General features: G+C 62.5%; 17 protein-coding genes, 1 tRNA gene and 1 riboswitch. Of the genes, 12 read left to right on the top strand and 6 right to left on the bottom strand.

Annotated features, from left to right (window positions below; translation table 11 throughout):
- Positions 1-88 precede the first annotated feature (88 nt).
- The 5 genes from pstC to phoB all read left to right on the top strand — a co-directional run bounded on the left by pstC (position 89) and on the right by phoB (position 5,369).
- Positions 89-1,573, top strand: coding sequence for a phosphate ABC transporter permease subunit PstC (pstC, locus tag BLJAPNOD_RS00580; RefSeq protein ID WP_115418564.1), 1,485 nt, complete (start codon positions 89-91; stop codon positions 1,571-1,573).
- On the top strand, positions 1,570-2,892 hold the full coding sequence (pstA, locus tag BLJAPNOD_RS00575) for a phosphate ABC transporter permease PstA (protein WP_077502893.1): 1,323 nt from the start codon (positions 1,570-1,572) through the stop codon (positions 2,890-2,892). The genes pstC and pstA overlap by 4 nt, the downstream gene beginning before the upstream one ends.
- A gap of 13 nt (positions 2,893-2,905) precedes the next feature.
- Positions 2,906-3,721, top strand: a complete 816-nt coding sequence (gene pstB, locus BLJAPNOD_RS00570) for a phosphate ABC transporter ATP-binding protein PstB (RefSeq protein ID WP_115418563.1) — start codon at positions 2,906-2,908, stop codon at positions 3,719-3,721.
- A 53-nt stretch (positions 3,722-3,774) separates the two neighbouring features.
- Positions 3,775-4,488, top strand: a complete 714-nt coding sequence (gene phoU, locus BLJAPNOD_RS00565; protein WP_115418562.1) for a phosphate signaling complex protein PhoU — start codon at positions 3,775-3,777, stop codon at positions 4,486-4,488.
- Between the two features lie 197 nt (positions 4,489-4,685).
- Positions 4,686-5,369 (top strand): phosphate regulon transcriptional regulator PhoB, encoded by a 684-nt coding sequence (gene phoB, locus BLJAPNOD_RS00560; RefSeq protein ID WP_025425800.1) that lies wholly within the window; start codon positions 4,686-4,688, stop codon positions 5,367-5,369.
- A 61-nt stretch (positions 5,370-5,430) separates the two neighbouring features.
- Here the strand turns inward: phoB and BLJAPNOD_RS00555 are convergent, their stop codons facing one another.
- A complete protein-coding gene (locus BLJAPNOD_RS00555) occupies positions 5,431-5,955 on the bottom strand; it encodes a GcrA family cell cycle regulator (RefSeq protein WP_115418561.1) in 525 nt (174 codons plus the stop codon).
- A 420-nt stretch (positions 5,956-6,375) separates the two neighbouring features.
- Here BLJAPNOD_RS00555 and BLJAPNOD_RS00550 point away from each other — a divergent pair, with 420 nt between their 5' ends.
- The 3 genes from BLJAPNOD_RS00550 (at position 6,376) to BLJAPNOD_RS00540 (ending at position 9,853) form a co-directional block, all read left to right on the top strand.
- Entirely contained in the window at positions 6,376-7,575 is a 1,200-nt protein-coding gene (locus BLJAPNOD_RS00550; RefSeq protein WP_115418560.1) for an aspartate aminotransferase family protein, read from the top strand.
- 129 nt (positions 7,576-7,704) lie between these two features.
- The gene (gene argF, locus BLJAPNOD_RS00545; protein WP_115418559.1) at positions 7,705-8,622 is read left to right on the top strand and encodes an ornithine carbamoyltransferase; all 918 of its coding nucleotides are present in this window, start codon (positions 7,705-7,707) and stop codon (positions 8,620-8,622) included.
- 241 nt (positions 8,623-8,863) lie between these two features.
- The gene (locus BLJAPNOD_RS00540; RefSeq protein ID WP_115418558.1) at positions 8,864-9,853 is read left to right on the top strand and encodes an Hsp33 family molecular chaperone; all 990 of its coding nucleotides are present in this window, start codon (positions 8,864-8,866) and stop codon (positions 9,851-9,853) included.
- Positions 9,854-9,860: 7 nt separating this feature from the next.
- Here BLJAPNOD_RS00540 and apaG read toward each other — a convergent pair whose 3' ends face one another.
- Positions 9,861-10,253: a Co2+/Mg2+ efflux protein ApaG gene (gene apaG, locus BLJAPNOD_RS00535; protein WP_115418557.1), complete on the bottom strand. Its 393-nt coding sequence runs from the start codon at positions 10,251-10,253 to the stop codon at positions 9,861-9,863.
- Between the two features lie 111 nt (positions 10,254-10,364).
- On the opposite strand from apaG, the gene BLJAPNOD_RS00530 reads away from it, so the two are divergent.
- Positions 10,365-10,979 carry a CDP-alcohol phosphatidyltransferase family protein gene (locus BLJAPNOD_RS00530; protein ID WP_115421071.1) on the top strand — a complete coding sequence of 205 codons (615 nt, stop codon included), beginning with the start codon at positions 10,365-10,367 and terminating at the stop codon, positions 10,977-10,979.
- Positions 10,980-11,019: 40 nt separating this feature from the next.
- Here the strand turns inward: BLJAPNOD_RS00530 and BLJAPNOD_RS00525 are convergent, their stop codons facing one another.
- Positions 11,020-12,204 carry an O-succinylhomoserine sulfhydrylase gene (locus BLJAPNOD_RS00525; RefSeq protein WP_115421070.1) on the bottom strand — a complete coding sequence of 395 codons (1,185 nt, stop codon included), beginning with the start codon at positions 12,202-12,204 and terminating at the stop codon, positions 11,020-11,022.
- 44 nt (positions 12,205-12,248) lie between these two features.
- Positions 12,249-12,327, bottom strand: a riboswitch (SAM riboswitch).
- A 74-nt stretch (positions 12,328-12,401) separates the two neighbouring features.
- Here BLJAPNOD_RS00525 and BLJAPNOD_RS00520 point away from each other — a divergent pair.
- The 3 genes from BLJAPNOD_RS00520 (at position 12,402) to BLJAPNOD_RS00510 (ending at position 14,658) form a co-directional block, all read left to right on the top strand.
- Entirely contained in the window at positions 12,402-13,499 is a 1,098-nt protein-coding gene (locus BLJAPNOD_RS00520) for a 2'-deoxycytidine 5'-triphosphate deaminase (protein WP_077502885.1), read from the top strand.
- Positions 13,500-13,579: 80 nt separating this feature from the next.
- Positions 13,580-13,654 (top strand) — tRNA-Gly (locus BLJAPNOD_RS00515).
- Positions 13,655-13,824: 170 nt separating this feature from the next.
- On the top strand, positions 13,825-14,658 hold the full coding sequence (locus BLJAPNOD_RS00510; RefSeq protein WP_115418556.1) for a transporter substrate-binding domain-containing protein: 834 nt from the start codon (positions 13,825-13,827) through the stop codon (positions 14,656-14,658).
- A 55-nt stretch (positions 14,659-14,713) separates the two neighbouring features.
- Here BLJAPNOD_RS00510 and BLJAPNOD_RS00505 read toward each other — a convergent pair whose 3' ends face one another.
- The 3 genes from BLJAPNOD_RS00505 to BLJAPNOD_RS00495 form a co-directional block, all read right to left on the bottom strand.
- A complete protein-coding gene (locus BLJAPNOD_RS00505; protein ID WP_115418555.1) occupies positions 14,714-15,526 on the bottom strand; it encodes a sterol desaturase family protein in 813 nt (270 codons plus the stop codon).
- Between the two features lie 97 nt (positions 15,527-15,623).
- Complete coding sequence (locus BLJAPNOD_RS00500; protein WP_077502882.1) at positions 15,624-16,034, bottom strand: tellurite resistance TerB family protein; 411 nt, start codon at positions 16,032-16,034, stop codon at positions 15,624-15,626.
- 51 nt (positions 16,035-16,085) lie between these two features.
- Complete coding sequence (locus BLJAPNOD_RS00495; RefSeq protein WP_115418554.1) at positions 16,086-16,916, bottom strand: thermonuclease family protein; 831 nt, start codon at positions 16,914-16,916, stop codon at positions 16,086-16,088.
- Positions 16,917-16,925: the final 9 nt, after the last annotated feature.

The following is a 16,925-nucleotide window of genomic DNA, read 5'->3' as shown; positions in this document are numbered from 1 at the left end:
AGCCCCGGCGCGACATTTTTCGCGCCGGGGCATGCCTCCATCCGAACTGTCGGCAGCGCCTTGAGCGCCACGCCGCGGAGACGTGCCGATGAGTACTTCATTTCTTCTTTTGCTCATTGTTATTATTGGTTTTATTTCTTATTTTGCAGGCCGTGCGCGCTCCTTCGCGCAGGCTGGCGGCAAGCTCTCCAATCTGCATTCCTTGCCCGGCTATCATGGCAGTTATGTCGCCATCTGGGCGATCCTTCCGGCGGCGCTCGTGCTCGGCGCCTGGCTCGTCGCCGCGCCCATGTACATCGACGCCAGCACCCGGGCGATCTTGCCCGAGACGGTTCAGACCCAGGGCGGCGCCACCGTCGAGCTGGCGCTTGGCCAGGTCAAGTCTGTCGCCGGCGGCCTGAAGCGGCTGACGGCCGAAGAAGTTCAGGCGCTTGAAAGCGGCTCGGCCAATCTTCGCTCCACGCTGGCTGCCAAGGGCGTGGCCCTTGCTGGTGAGGGCGAGCCCTACATGATCACCGCCGCCCAGCATTTCAACGCGATGACCGTCACCAATCGCTGGCTGATGAGCGCCGTCGTGCTCCTGATCGCCGTTGCCGGCGGCTTCTATGCCATCCGCAACATCGCCACCCGCTTCCGCGCCCGCAATCAGGTCGAGCGCGTCATGCTCGGCGCACTGATCGTCGCTTCCTCGATCGCCATCTTGACGACGGTTGGCATCATCGCCTCGATGCTGTCGGAAGCCGGTCGCTTCTTCACCATGGTCTCGCCCTTCGAGTTCTTCTTCGGCACGGTCTGGGACCCACGATTTGCGGCTGCCGGCAGCGGGGGCTCTTCCGGCCAGTTCGGCCTGATCCCGCTTCTCGCCGGCACGCTCTACATCGCCTTCGTCGCCATGCTCTTTGCGGTGCCGATCGGCCTGTTTGCCGCCATCTACATGGCGGAATATGCAAGCCCGCGCCTGCGTTCGACGGCAAAGCCGCTCTTGGAAGTGCTGGCCGGTATCCCGACCATCGTCTACGGTTTCTTCGCACTCGTGACCGTCGGTCCGTTCCTGCGCGATATTTCCGCCCAGCTGAACGGTCTCGTCACCGGCAACTATCAGAACTTCATCCAGGCACAGAGCGTACTCACCGCCGGCATCGTCATGGGCATCATGCTGATCCCGTTCGTGTCTTCGCTGTCGGACGACATCATCACCCAGGTGCCGCGGGCGCTGCGTGACGGCTCGCTCGGCCTCGGTGCCACCCGCTCCGAGACGGTCAAGAAGGTCATCCTTCCAGCCGCTCTGCCCGGCATCGTCGGCGCGCTGTTGTTGACCGCCTCGCGTGCCGTCGGCGAAACCATGATCGTGGTGTTGGCCGCCGGTGTCGCCGCCCGCATGCAGATCAATCCCTTCGAGCCGATGACGACGGTGACGGTCAAGATCGTCAACCAGCTGACGGGCGACCTTGAGTTCACCTCGCCGCAGACGCTGGTCGCGTTTGCGCTCGGCATCACGCTCTTCGTCATCACGCTCGGCCTCAACATTTATGCGCTCTACATCGTGCGCAAATATCGGGAACAGTACGAATGACCGACATCGCTTCCCCGGCCGTCCGGATCTCCACCCGTCCCGCATCCGCCAAGCGCGATATCGGCATCAAGCGCCGCTATGCGGCAGAGCGTCGGTTCCGTGCCTATGGCATCAGCGCCATCAGCCTCGGCCTGTTCTTCCTCGCCCTGCTGCTGTGGACTGTGTTTTCAAACGGCTATACCGCGTTCCAGCAGACGACGATCACGCTGCCGATCGAATTCACCGAGAAGGTCATCGACCCCAAGGGTGAGCGCGCAACCGACGGCAAGGTGCTGATGACCGCCAACTATCCGCTCTTGGTGCGTGATGCGCTGATCAAGCAGCTCGGCATCGACGCAACCAAGCGTCCGCTGGTCAAGCAGGCGACCGACATGGTGTCTGCGAGCTCCCGCACGCTGTTGCGCGACATCGTCGTCGCCGACCCCTCGGTCATTGGCAAGACCGTATCGGTGACGTTGCTCGCAGAGGCCAATGTCGACTCCGCCTTCAAGGGTCAGATCGATCTGGCGGTCGACCAGAGCAAGCGCAAGGTCAAGGACCAGCAGGTCACCTGGATGAACGAGATGGCGAGCGCCGGCGTTCTGAAGAAGAGCTTCAACACCGGCATCTTCACCTTCGGCGCTTCGAGCCGTCCGGAAGCGGCAGGTGTGGGCGTTGCCGCTCTCGGCTCGCTGTTCATGATGCTGATCGTGCTGGTGCTGGCACTGCCGATCGGCGTTGCCGCCTCGATCTATCTCGAAGAGTTCGCACCGAAGAACCGGCTGACCGATCTCATCGAGGTGAACATCAACAATCTCGCCGCCGTCCCGTCGATCGTCTACGGTCTCCTGGGTCTGGCAGTGTTCATCAACTTTGCCGGCATGCCGCGCTCGGCGGCGCTCGTCGGCGGCCTGGTGCTGACGCTGATGACCTTGCCGACCATCATCATCGCCACCCGTGCGGCGCTGAAGGCGGTGCCGCCGTCGATCCGCTCGGCAGCACTTGGTCTCGGTGCGTCGAAGATGCAGACCATCTTCCACCACGTCCTGCCGCTGGCGATGCCGGGCATTCTGACCGGCACGATCATCGGCCTCGCCCATGCACTTGGCGAAACCGCGCCGCTCCTTCTTATCGGCATGGTCGCCTTCGTCGTCGACTATCCCGGCTCGCCGATGGAGCCGTCGACAGCGCTGCCGGTACAGATCTACATGTGGGCCAACGAGGCGGAACGCGCCTTCGTCGAGCGCACATCCGGCGCGATCATCATTCTTCTCATCTTCCTCGTCGTCATGAACCTTGGCGCCATTCTGTTGCGACGTCGCTTTGAGCGCCGTTGGTAGTGAGGTAATTACTATGAACATCATGTCAGAAGCAGCAGTCGAGAAAGCCTTGGATCAGAAAATGAACACCGTGCCCTACAAGATGATCGGCAAGGATGTGTCGGTCTATTACGGCGAGAAGCGCGCGCTTTTCGACGTCAATCTCAACATCCGCGAAAACACGGTGACGGCGCTGATCGGCCCGTCGGGCTGCGGCAAGTCGACCTTTCTGCGCACACTGAACCGCATGAACGACACCATCGAGAACTGCCGCGTCACCGGCAAGATCACGCTGGATGAAGACGACATCTACGATCCGACGATCGACGTCGTGGAACTGCGTGCCCGCGTCGGCATGGTGTTCCAGAAGCCGAACCCGTTCCCGAAGTCGATCTACGACAACGTCGCCTACGGCCCGCGCATTCATGGGCTTGCCCGCACCAAGTCCGAGTTCGACGACGTCGTCGAGACCAGCCTGCAGAAGGCCGGTTTGTGGAACGAGGTGAAGGACCGCCTGCAGGAGCCGGGCACCGGCCTTTCGGGCGGCCAGCAGCAGCGTCTGTGCATCGCGCGCGCCGTTGCCGTCAGCCCGGAAGTCATCCTGATGGACGAGCCCTGTTCGGCGCTCGACCCGATCGCGACGGCCAAGGTCGAGGAACTGATCCACGAACTGCGCACCAACTTCACGATCGTCATCGTCACGCACTCGATGCAGCAGGCGGCGCGCGTTTCGCAGCGCACCGCCATGTTCCACCTCGGCAATCTCGTCGAGGAGAATGATACCGACAAGATGTTCACCAATCCGGATGACCAGCGCACCCAGGACTACATCATGGGTCGCTTCGGTTGATCGCCGAAGCTCCTCTTCACCCCGTTTCCTGAACGCGCCCGCAAGGATCACAGATTATGTCCATGCACATAATGTCCGCCTATGACGAAGAACTGAAATACCTGACACGCCGCATCTCCGAGATGGGCGGCATTGCCGAGCAGATGGTGGGCGAATCCGTCCGCGCGCTGGTCAATTCCGACCTCGCATTGGCGCAGAAGGTGATCTCCGACGACACCATCCTCGATGAGGCCGAGCGCCAGATCGGCGAAAAGGCGATCATCACCATTGCCAAGCGTCAGCCGGTGGCTGCCGACCTGCGCGAGATCATGGGATCGGTCCGCATCGCCTCCGATCTGGAGCGCGTCGGCGACCTCGGCAAGAACAACGCCAAGCGCGTCATCGCCGTTGCCGGCTCCGGCATCCCGCGCAAGCTGGCACGCGGTCTTGAACACCTGGCCGAGCTTGCCCTCGTGCAGCTCAAGGAAGTTCTCGACGTCTACGCCTCCCGCTCGCCGGAGAAGGCCAACAGCATCCGCGAGCGCGACGAGGAGATCGATGCGATCTACACCTCGCTGTTCCGCGAGCTCTTGACCTACATGATGGAAGATCCGCGCAACATCACGCCCTGCACGCATCTTCTGTTCTGTGCCAAGAACATCGAGCGCATCGGCGACCACGCCACCAACATCGCCGAGACGATCTATTACATGGCGACGGGCGCACAGCCGGAAGGCGAGCGTCCGAAGGACGACAATACGTCGACGCTGGGCGCCGTAAAGGACTAAGCCGGATACGTTCGAGTGCCTGCTAATGAACCTCATTCGGTCGCAGCTCTGGTTGCGGCCCTGCTTTGTTGCGTCTGCAGCCCTGCGTTTTCAAGCGTGTCTTTGAAAACGCCCGGAATGCTCCAGATGCTATATGTTCGAGCATCTCTGGCTGTTCCATCGAACACGGGATGCTCTGGGTAAGGAGACGTTACCTGATGTTGCCGAAAATCGCCGTTGTCGAAGACGAGGAGGCGCTGAGCGTCCTTTTGCGATATAACCTCGAAGCCGAGGGTTTCGATGTCGATACGATCCTGCGCGGGGACGAAGCCGAGATCCGCCTGCAGGAGCGCCTGCCGGATCTCCTGATCCTCGACTGGATGCTGCCGGGTGTTTCCGGCATCGAGCTTTGCCGTCGCCTGCGCCAGCGCCCGGAAACCGAGCGTCTGCCGATCATCATGTTGACGGCGCGGGGCGAAGAAAGCGAGCGGGTTCGTGGTCTTGCCACCGGTGCCGACGACTATGTCGTCAAGCCGTTCTCCACGCCCGAACTGATGGCCCGCGTCAAGGCGATGCTGCGCCGTGCCAAGCCTGAAGTTCTGTCTACGCTGCTGCGGTGCGGCGATATCGAACTTGACCGCGAAACCCACCGCGTGCACCGCCGCACACGCGAGGTTCGCCTCGGCCCGACGGAGTTTCGCCTGCTCGAGTTCCTGATGTCGTCGCCGGGCCGGGTCTTCTCGCGGTCACAGCTTTTGGACGGCGTCTGGGGGCATGACATCTATGTCGACGAGCGCACGGTCGACGTGCATGTTGGTCGCCTGCGCAAGGCGCTGAACTTCTCCAGCATGCCGGACGTCATCCGCACCGTTCGCGGTGCCGGCTACTCGCTCGAAAGCTGAGCCAACCATCCAACAAAAAAAGGGGCCGCGCGGCCCCTTTTTCATGTGCTGTTTCAAATCTTTAGCGAGCGCGGCGGCGCTCGGCGGACGGCTGGTAGGCAAGCCGTGCATGGAAGCTGCAATAGGGCGAGGCTTCCGGAGAGTCGTTGCCGCAGAAGTGGAACTCTTCCTTCAGCGGGTCGCCGATCGGCCACTTGCAGGTGCGTTCGGTCAGCTGCGTCAGCTCCAGGCGGCGCGACATCGGCACGACAACATCCGTCCGAATGCTGAAGTCCTGTTCGGCAACGAGATCGACTTCGACCTCTTCCTTGAGGACGGTGGCGCCGGCCGAACGGGTGACCGTGCGGGTTGCGACACGCGCGGCGTAGTTCGGAGCGCGCGGCGCCGAGGTCGCCGGGCGCTGCTTCGGCCGGGTCGCCGCGGTGGTGCCGCCAGCCTTGGCTCTGCCGGGCAGGCTCAGCCGGTGAACCTTGCCGATGACCGCATTGCGGCTGACGCCGCCGAGCTGCGCCGCGATCTGGCTCGCGCTCAGGCCCTCGGACCAAAGCTTCTTCAGTTTTTCCACCCGCTCGTCAGTCCAGTTCATTTCTGCACTCTCCGTTCTCAGCGTTGGCGATGACAGAATCCCTCACCACGCTCCGGACAGACTCCGGAGCTGCAACGCGATAACACTTTTGGTGACTAGTTCCGCCGCATGCGTCTAGTAATTGAACGTTAACCTACTGACCGCCGGACTCCGTGGCAAGAGTCCGCGGAATCAGGCCGAATCGATTTCCTAGTTTTCCCCAACTTGCTCGGTGGGCGTTGCATTTTTGCAAGCCCCGCCGCGTGATTTTTTCGTCGCATGGAACGCGGCCGTCCGACCGCACTGCAAGGCTTGGTTTTGTTGACATTGCGCTGCGAAATAGGAATAGTGCCTGCGCCGCCGCAAGGCGGCATTTTTAATTTTTTACCGCGCTTAACAGGGCGCGTATCGATGCCGATAGCAATGAAGGAGAGGCTCGCCATGACTGCAACCACGCCGCTTTACGACACCTACATGCGTGCGCCGTTGCGTTTCGAGCGAGGAGAGGGCGTCTGGCTGATCGCCGAAGACGGCACGCGCTATCTCGACTTCGCCGCCGGCGTCGCCGTCAACTCGCTTGGCCATGCGCACCCGCATCTGGTCGAGGCACTGAAGGCGCAGGCCGAGAAGGTCTGGCATCTGTCGAACCTCTACGAGGTTCCCGGCCAGGAGAGCCTGGGGCGCCGGCTGACGGCAGTGACTTTCGCCGATCGTGTGTTCTTCACCAATTCTGGCGCCGAGGCGCTCGAATGCGCGATCAAGACTGCCCGCCGCTACCACTATGCCAAGGGCAATCCGGAGAAATTCCACGTCATCACCTTCGAGGGCGCCTTCCACGGACGTACGATCGCGACGATCGCCGCCGGCGGTCAGCAGAAGTACATCGAAGGTTTTGGTCCGAAGGCTCCCGGTTTCTATCAGGTTCCCTTCGGCGATATTGCAGCCGTCAAGGATGCGATCACCGACGAGACTGCGGCGATCCTGATAGAGCCGATCCAGGGCGAGGGTGGCATCCGCCCGGTCACCAAGGAATTCATGCAGGAACTGCGCGCGCTTTGCGACGAGTTCGGCCTGCTGTTGATCCTCGACGAGGTTCAGTCCGGCGTTGGCCGCACCGGCAAGCTTTTCGCCTATGAGTGGGCGGGCATCCGTCCGGATATCATGGCGGTCGCCAAGGGCATCGGCGGCGGCTTCCCGCTTGGCGCCTGCCTGGCGACCGAAGAGGCGGCGGCCGGTATGGTTGCCGGCACGCACGGTTCGACCTATGGCGGCAATCCGCTTGCCATGGCGGTCGGCAACGCCGTTCTCGACGTCATCCTGGCCGACGGCTTCCTGGAACACGTGCGCGACGTCTCCCTGGTCTTCCGCCAGGGTCTCGCCTCGCTGCAGGACAGGTTCCCTGATGTGATCGAGGATATCCGCGGCGACGGCCTGATGCTCGGCATCAAGGTGAAGGGGCCTTCGGCGGATCTCCTGAAGGCAATCCGTGCCGAGAAGCTGCTGGCGGTTCCGGCCGGCGAGAACGTGCTGCGCCTGCTGCCACCGCTGACGGTGACGGCCGAAGAAGCGCGCGAAGGCCTGGCACGCATCGAGCGCGCCGCCGAAGCCGTGAGAAGCGCGAGCGGCACTGCCGCAGCCTAATGTTTGAACCCGGAGATCGGCAGCGATTTTCCTAAGGGTCCATGCGTGAACCCGAGGTGTCGAAGCGTTTTTTACTCTTCGACACCGGTCGCGCTTCAAGGGCCATTCTGAGGACAGGAATTGAGTACGATGGCAGGCACAAGACATTTCATCGATCTTTCGGCCATGACGGCAGCCGATCTCAGGACGATCATCGACGACGCACGCGTGCGAAAGACGGCGACCAAGGCTGGAACCGCCAAAAAGCCGCTCGCCGGCAAGATGCTGGCGATGATCTTCGAAAAGCCGTCGACGCGCACCCGCGTTTCCTTCGACGTCGGCATGCGCCAGCTCGGCGGCGAAACCCTGTTTCTCTCGGGCACCGAGATGCAGCTCGGACGCGCTGAAACCATCGGCGACACCGCCAAGGTGCTGTCGCGCTATGTCGATGCGATCATGATCCGCACCACCGATCACCGCCGGCTTCTCGAGCTTGCCGAGCACGCGACCGTGCCTGTCATCAACGGTCTCACCGACGACACCCATCCCTGCCAGATCATGGCAGACATCATGACCTTCGAGGAGCATCGCGGCCCGGTAAAGGGCAAGACCATCGCCTGGACCGGCGACGGCAACAATGTGCTTCACTCGCTGATCGAGGGTTCGGCCCGCTTTGGCTACCGCATGAACATGGCTGTGCCGCTCGGCTCCGAGCCGCATGACAAGATCCTCAACTGGGCGCGCAACAACGGCGGCGAGATCCTGCTGTGCCATGAGGCCGAGCAGGCCGTTGCCGGCGCCCACTGCGTTGTTACCGACACCTGGATTTCCATGAACCAGGAGCATCGCGCTCGCGGCCACAACGTTTTCCAACCCTTCCAGGTCAACGAGGCACTGATGAAGCAGGCGTCGCCTGATGCCCTGTTCATGCACTGCCTGCCGGCGCACCGCGGCGAGGAAGTGACCGACGAGGTCATCGACGGTCCGCAGTCGGTGGTGTTCGACGAGGCGGAAAACAGGCTGCATGCGCAGAAGTCGATCATCGCGTGGTGCATGGGGCTCGTCTGATCGGCGCATTCGCCTCTTGAATTTTCCCGCATGCGACCCGATTTAGGCCGCATGTGGGACGTTCCGAGGTGGAAACATCGGACCTACCCTGACGACAGGCAGCGCATGAGGAGCCGGAAAACGGCACGTGCCTGCTGGACAAATCCGTTTATGGCGGGATCAAATAGGATAACGGGCAGGCTGCGCCGGAGGATGTTCATGTCCTTTGCGCGGCCTTCTCGGGTTACGCAAGGAGCAGCAGATGACTGAGATGGCACCCGGACTTGGCGAATTCGATTTTGCCGGCGACGATCACGTCGTGCCCTTCCAGGTGGAGGGCCTCGATGTGCGTGGCCGGGCGGTTCAGCTCGGCCCGATGCTCGATGCGATCCTGGAGCGCCACAACTATCCGCTTCCGGTCGCCAGGCTCGTCGCCGAAACCGTTGTGCTGACGGTGTTGCTCGGCACGTCGCTGAAGTTCGACGGCAAGCTTATCGTTCAGACGAAGAGCGACGGTCCTGTGGATCTGGTGGTCGCCGATTTTGCTACGCCCGACAAGGTGCGCGCCTATGCCCGCTTCAACGAGGAAGCGCTTGCCGAGGCCTTGAAGGACGGACGCACGCAGTCGCACGAACTGCTCGGCAAGGGTGTTCTCGCCTTCACCATCGATCAGGGCGCCCATACCCAGCGCTATCAGGGCATCGTTGCGCTTGATGGCGCCACTCTTGAGGAAATCGCCGGCGTCTACTTCCGCCAGTCGGAGCAGATCCCGACCAAGGTGCGCCTCGGCGTTGCCGAATTGCTCGACCGCGACGAGAACGGCAAGCCGCGCCATCGCTGGCGTGCCGGCGGCATGGTCGCGCAGTTCCTGCCGAATGCACCGGAGCGCATGCGCCAGCCGGACCTTTCTGGCGGTGACGGCGACGACAACGAGGATCTCTTCGACGAGGACGATCTCTGGGCCGAAGCCAAGGTCATGGTCGAGACGATCGATGCCGACGAACTGACCGACCCGATGGTCGGCACGGAGCGCCTGCTCTATCGGCTGTTCCACGAACGCGGCGTTCGCGTCTACCAGCCGCAGGCGGTCTACGATCGCTGCAGCTGCTCGCGGGAAAAGATCCGTTCGGTACTGACCGGACTGCATGCCGACGATATCGAGAGCACGATCGAGGACGGCTTGATCAAGGTGACGTGCGAGTTCTGCTCGACCACCTATCGCTTCGAGGCAAGCGAAGTCCGTCAGCAGTAGAATGGTCTCAGTTCAGGGTTCGCACCAGCCCTGGTGAATCGAGCGAGAAGGCGGGGATGGCCACGTTGAAGTGCTCTCCGCCTTCCGATTCCATGCTGTAGTGGCCGAACATGACGCCTGAGGGCGTATCCAGCGGGCATCCGGAGGAATATTCGTAGGTGTCGCCGGGGTTGAGCAACGGCTGCTCGCCGATGACGCCAGGTCCGCTGACTTCGTCCACCTGGCCGTTCTCGTCGGTGATGTGCCAGTAGCGCGTCATCAGCCGGACCGTCTCGGCGGAGTGGTTGGAGATGACGATGCGGTAGCCCCAGACATAGCGGCTGTCATCCGGATCAGATTGCTCTTCCAGATAGTACGGCTCCACCGTAACTTCTATGTCGCGAGTGAGCGCGCGATACATGGGCAACACCTTGTTTCAAGTCTTTCAGGGTATTCTACAGCAAGATGGTTTCGTCAAGAATAACGGCAGGATTGCATGCATTGCCTGCAACACGGCGGGCAGGCCGCGCTGATGCTTGATGGCGCGGTGAGAAAACATCTGGATCCGATGCTGGATCGCGTGGGCGCCGCGCTCGCCCGCGGGGGTATCAGTGCCAATGCTGTCACGATCACCGGCCTGGCGCTCGGTCTCGTTGCCGCGACGTTGATAGTCGGGCAATTCTATCTTGCAGGCGCCATCTTCATCATCGTCAGCCGGCTTTGCGATGGTCTCGACGGCGCGGTGGCGCGGGCGACGTGCAAGACCGATTTCGGCGGCTTCCTCGACATCGTGCTCGACTTCGTCTTCTACGGCGCCATCCCGCTTGGCTTCATCCTCGCCGACCCGCAGGCCAATGGGCTCGCCGGCGGGTTTCTGCTCTTCTCGTTCTACGTCAACGGGTCGAGTTTTCTCGCCTATGCCATCATGGCCGAGAAGCGATCGATGACGACGGATGTGCGGGGGGAAAAGTCGCTCTACTTCACCACCGGGCTCGCCGAGGCGACGGAGACGATCGCCGTCTTCCTGGCCTTCTGCCTGTTCCCGGCGTGGTTTCCAGTCATAGCGACGTTGTTTGCCGTCGTCTGCCTCTACACCGCGCTGTCGCGCATCGTGCTTGCACGCATGAGGTTTCGCGACCGGCAGTAGCGGCCGCCCGCTGTCCGGGCGGCCATCTTGTTCGTCGATGTCAGGCCTTGACGCTCTTCAGTGCGCGGGCGAAATCCTCGACGATGTCGTCGCTGTCTTCGATGCCGGCGGAGAAACGCACGGTGCCGGCGGAAATGCCGAGTTCGTCGCGGGCCTCGTCCGTCAGGTTCTTGTGCGTCGTCGTTGCCGGATGGGTGATCAGGCTCTTGCTGTCGCCAAGATTGTTGGAGATGCGGGCAATCTGCAGCGCGTTCTGCAGCGCGAAGGCCGCATCCTTGCCGCCCTTCAGTTCAAAGGCGACGAGGGTCGAGCCGCCGGTCATCTGCTTGGCGATGATGTCAGCCTGTGGGTGGTCCGCGCGGCCGGGATAGATCACCTTGGCGATCTGCGGCTGCTCGGCCAGGAAGTCGGCGACGAGGCGCGCGTTTTCGGTCTGCTGCTTGACGCGCAGCGGCAGGGTCTCGATGCCCTTCAGCAAGGTCCAGGCATTGAACGGCGACATCGCCGGACCGGTGTGGCGGAAGTAATCGTGCAGGTGCTCGTTGATCCAGTCCTTGTCGGACAGAACCACGCCGCCCAGGCACCGGCCCTGGCCATCGATATGCTTGGTGGCCGAGTAGACGACGATATGGGCGCCGAGTTCGAGCGGCTTCTGGAACAGCGGCGTGGCGAAGACGTTGTCGACCACGACCTTGGCGCCGATCTGGTTGGCAAGCTTGGCGACGCCGGCAATGTCGATCACTTCGAGCGTCGGGTTGGTCGGGCTTTCCAGGAAGAAGACCTTGGTGTTCTTCTGGATTGCCTTTTCCCAGTTGGCGAGATCGCGGCCGTCGACCAGCGTGCATTCGATACCGTATTTCGGCGCCAGCGTCTCGACCACCCAGCGGCAGGAACCGAAGAGCGCACGGGCGGCAACGATATGGTCACCGGCTTTCAGCTGGCAGAGAATGGCAGCAGTGACGGCGGCCATGCCCGATGCGGTGGCGCGCGCATCTTCCGCACCTTCCAGCATGCACATGCGCTTTTCGAACATGTCGTTGGTCGGGCTGCCGTAGCGGGCGTAGATGAAGCCTTCGGTCTCGCCCTTGAAGCGCGCTTCCGCCGCTTCCGATGTGTCATAGACGAAGCCCTGGGTGAGGAATATCGCCTCGGACGTCTCGCCGTGCTGGGAGCGGGTCGTTCCGCCGTGGACGAGTTGGGTTGCCGGGCGCCAGTTTTTGCTCATGTGACGATCACCTTCAAAAACAAAAAAACCGGCCGCGTGAAGGGCCGGTTTGATACCCGGCCTTTTTAGCTACTTGTTTAACGTGGCTGCAAGCCGACCGGCCAAATCACCACGGGATAAAGCTCCAATACTGCTTGGGTGCGCTTGCGTCAATTCCTGGAGTTTGGTTTTGTCTCGCAACTGAAAAGAGGATCGAAATGGGCCGCGAGACTGGGATTTTGGCCGACCGCGCGATTGCCGCGCTGTTTGAAGCCGGACGCTTGAAAAGCGAGAAGGCGCTGGATGCCGATCAGATCCAGCCGGCGAGCCTCGATCTGCGTCTCGGCGCCAAGGCGTTTCGCGTCCGCGCGAGCTTCATGCCGGGCCCGTCGCACCTCGTTGCCGACAAGCTTGACCGGCTGAAGCTGCATGTCGTCGATCTCTCCGAAGGTGCGGTGCTGGAGACCGGCTGCGTCTATATCGTGCCGCTGATGGAAAGCCTCGATCTGCCGGAAAACATGTCGGCGTCGGCGAACCCGAAGAGCTCGACCGGTCGTCTCGACATCTTCACCCGCGTCATCACCGATCGCGCCCAGGAGTTCGACAAGATCCCGGCTGGGTATCGCGGGCCGCTCTACCTCGAAATCAGCCCGCGCACCTTCCCGATCGTCGTCAGGCGCGGCTCGCGCCTGTCGCAGATCCGCTTCCGCACCGGCCAGGCGCTGCTCTCCGAACAGGAACTGCTGGCGCTGCATGAAAGTGATGTGCTGGTTGCAAGCGAGAAACCCAATGTCAGCGGCGGCGGCATTGCGCTGTCGATCGACCTCAAGGGCACCGGCCCGGACGGACTGATCGGCTACCGTGGCAAGCATCACACGGCGGTCGTCGATGTCGACAAGAAGGCGCAGCACGCCGTGTTCGACTTCTGGGAGCCGCTCTACAGCCGCGGCCGTGACGAGCTGATCCTCGACCCCGATGAATTCTACATTCTGGTATCGCGCGAGGCGGTGCACGTTCCGCCGCTCTACGCTGCCGAGATGACGCCGTTCGATCCGTTGGTCGGCGAATTCCGTGTGCACTATGCCGGCTTCTTCGATCCGGGCTTCGGCCATGCTTCTGCCGGCGGCACCGGCAGCCGTGCGGTACTGGAAGTGCGCAGTCACGAGGTGCCCTTCATCCTGGAACATGGCCAGATCGTCGGCCGCCTGGTCTATGAGCATATGCTCGAGCGTCCGGACGGACTGTACGGCCTCGGCCTCGGCTCCAACTACCAGGCGCAGGGCCTCAAGCTCTCCAAACATTTCCACGCGGAGTAACAGAAAAAGTGCCGTTGCGCGGCAACGCGGCGCAACGGTCCTTGACAGATGCATGCGGTTGAGGAAGTTTCCGAAACGCTGCGGGTGTAGTTCAGTGGTAGAACGCCAGCTTCCCAAGCTTGATGTCGTCGGTTCGATCCCGATCACCCGCTCCACTTTCCTTTTCGATGTCAGTCAGCCAGGCATTGAACCGGTGGTCCGAACAGCAGGGCGCCGAAGCCAGTAGCCAGCCCGGTTCCATCCGGCTAATCTCGCGTCACCCATGAATCATCCGCGGCCTTGCTAGGTCGCATGGCATCCCGAAGAGACGCGCTGGCCCTTGCCCATGAAAATTCACCGACTGCTGGCTCTCTGCGTCTATCTGATAGCCGCCCCGCTCGCCGCCCAGCCCAAGGATCTGCCCAATCTGTTCGACGCGCGTGAGCGCATTGCCAAGCCGGATCTGACCGGCCTTGCGCGGCTCAGGTTCCTGACGACGGTCGATTTTCCGCCGTTCAATTTCATCGACCAATCGGGCAGGCTTTCGGGCTTCCATGTTGACCTCGTGCGCGAGATCTGCCGCGAACTCGATATCGAAGCCAAATGCCAGATCCAGGCGGTCACCTATGCCGAACTCTTGCCGGCGCTGGAAGAAGGCCAGGGCGAGGCGGTCGCAGCAGGTATCGCCGTCAGCCCGGAGCTGCGCCAGCGCTTCGGCTTTTCGCGCCCCTTCATGCGGCTCCCCGCGCGCTTCGCCGTCAACACCAAGGCGGCGGGTGCTCTCTCGGATCCCACGGGTCTGAAGGGCAAAGTGGTCGGCGTCGTTTCCGGCACCACCCATGAGGTGATGTTCAGGGCTTTCTTCCCCAAGCTTGAAGCCAAGGTCTTTCCGGATCGTAATGCCATGCTGACAGCCCTGCAGAAAGGCGAGGTGGCGGCTGCCTTTTCCGACGGCATGCAGCTTTCCTTCTGGGTGTCGGGCGGTGCTGCTGCCGGGTGCTGCGGGCTTGTCGACGGCGCCTATTTCTCGCAGCGCTTTCTGGGCGAAGGGCTGACGATCATGAACCGCAAGTCCGAGCCGGCTTTGACGCAGGCGATCGATCATGCCTTGCTGGCACTGTCGCGCAGCGGACGGCTGGACGAGATCTACCTGCGCTATTTCCCGAACGGGATCTACTGACGCTTGCCTTTCGTCGCCGCAAGGCCGCGGCACATTTTTGCGCGAGCTGCTTTGATCAACTGCGCCGGAACGGCAGGAGCAACGACCACAGAAGCCTGGTCGGCTCGCTGCGTCCGTAGGCGGTCAGCCCCGTTTCGATCGCATCGTCGCCGCGCCGCGGCCGAGCCGTATAGGTCGAAAACAGCCGATCCCAGATCGACAGGTTGAAGCCGTAGTTCGAATCCGTCTCCAAGCGTTCTGTGGAGTGGTGGATGCGGTGCATGTCCGGCGTGACGATCAGCGGCCGCAGAGCCCGGTCAAGGCGCGGCGGCAGCCGCAGATTGGCATGGTTGAACATGGCAGCGGCGTTGAGCACGACCTCGAACAGCAACACTGCGACAGCGGGCGCGCCGAGCGCGACGATGATCGCGATCTTCCAGGCCATCGAGACGACGATCTCGAGCGGATGAAACCGCAACGCCGTGGTCAGATCGACGCCGGGATCGGCATGATGGACCCGGTGCATTCGCCAGAAGAGCGGCACCTTGTGAAAGGCGACGTGTTCCAGCCAGATCGCAAAGTCGAGCACGACGAAGGCGATGACGCCGGCGATGAGCGGGGGAGTGCCGAGTGCCGGCAGCAGGCCGTATCCGCGCGCCCCAGCCCAGAGGGCCGCTCCCGTGGCCGCGGCCGGGAAGATTAGGCGCAGAGACAGCGAAGACAGCACCAGAATGGAAAGGTTGGTAAACCATCGGCGCGCCTTCAGCGCCTTTTGCAGCTCCGGCCGCTCCAGCCGGGGGTGCAGAAGTTCGAGCACGGACATCGCGGCAAAGACCGAGAGAAAGGCCGCAAGGCGCCACAGCGGCTCTGTCACGCCGAAAAGCTGCATCCGTTTCGCCTCGCTATGGTTCTTGCGCACAGCGATAACATGCGCCGCCAGCGACGCGCCAAGACACGTTGACGTGAAGCGGCGGATCGAGCCGCCGTTACTTGCGAAAGCGGGCGAGCGCGCCCCGTTCGATCGCCGCGCAGGTGAGCTTGTCGAGGCCGAATCGGTCGCGCAGCAACTGAAGCAGGCGGATTTCCTCGTTGCGGATGCGCTGGTCGGCGGCCGCGATCTCGACCGCGAGCGCATAGGCCGTTTCGTGAAGCCGCTCGGGCAGCGCCTCGCGCACGATCTCAAGCACGATGTCGAGGCCCTCGGGCGCAGCCAACTGGGCTGCGCATTCGTGGCCGATGAGCACGAGTTGGTCCTCGTCGAAGCCTTCGAAGGCGGGAAGAAACTGTACGAGCCTGCCGATGCGCGCGAACTCGTCGTCGCTCATCTCCCGGTCGACCGCCGACATCATCACCATGACATAGACAAGGGCTTCGTGCTGGCTGAGGCTAGGGGGCATGGATGCTTTCCGGAAAGTGTCTGGGCAAGAACTGGTGTGTTCCGCCGTTCCTTACAAGTCCGGTGCTGCTTCGTCCATCGTCGCAGCCGCGCTCGGATCGTCGAACGGCATCGGTGTTTCACGGAAATCGCGCGGGTCATCGCCGTTAAAGCCAAGCTTTGCCTTGCGTGCCGCTTCGGCTTGCTCCTCAAGGGGAGAGCCCGGCATTGGCGTCGCCCAGCCGTTGGCAACAAGCCATGCTGCGGGGTCCTGGCCGCCGACGGTGCAGTGTGCCGTCACAGTCTCGCCCGCTCCATCCTCGGGAACATCGCAGCTGACGGCGCGGGCGCGCAGGAAATTGCGGAACGCCGTGCGAGCGACCATGCCGCAGGGCCAGCTCTTGCCACCGCTTTCGCAGGTTCGTTCCGCCGCTTCCGGCTCTATGCCGTCGAGTTGTAGGGTTATCTTGTCGAAGCGGATGAGCCCGGCTGCCAGCGCCACCGGCTGCCTGAGGATCGTCGGCGCCTTCGGCTTGTCCTTGTCGGTATCCGACAGAGGTGAGCGCGGTTCAATGCGCTCGAGTGGCTTGGTCGTGACTTCGTCGGGTAGTCCGAACTGCTGCGGCTCGATGGCGCGGGCGGTGGTCTCGGTCGAATGAGAGCCGCCCTGGCCCTGGTTACCAAGCGGCGCCGTCTCGCTTGCCTGAGGGTCGGTCATGTCGAACGGTACATCGTCGGCCTCGACCGAAGGTTCCGTCTCCCCCAAATCGGGCGTTTCCAGCACGAAGTCCGGCGTGGCAGAACTTTCGCGGTCGCGGATGGTCGCAGCACCCGCATAGAGGATGCCGGTATAGAGCGCCAGGGCGGCAATCCCGCCCGCAAGTGTCACCAGTTGCTGCCGCATCAGGAAAGA

The sequence above is a fragment of the Ensifer sp. M14 genome (assembly GCF_003355565.1).
Lineage (GTDB): Bacteria > Pseudomonadota > Alphaproteobacteria > Rhizobiales > Rhizobiaceae > Ensifer.
This window is presented reverse-complemented; position numbering and strand designations above follow the sequence as displayed.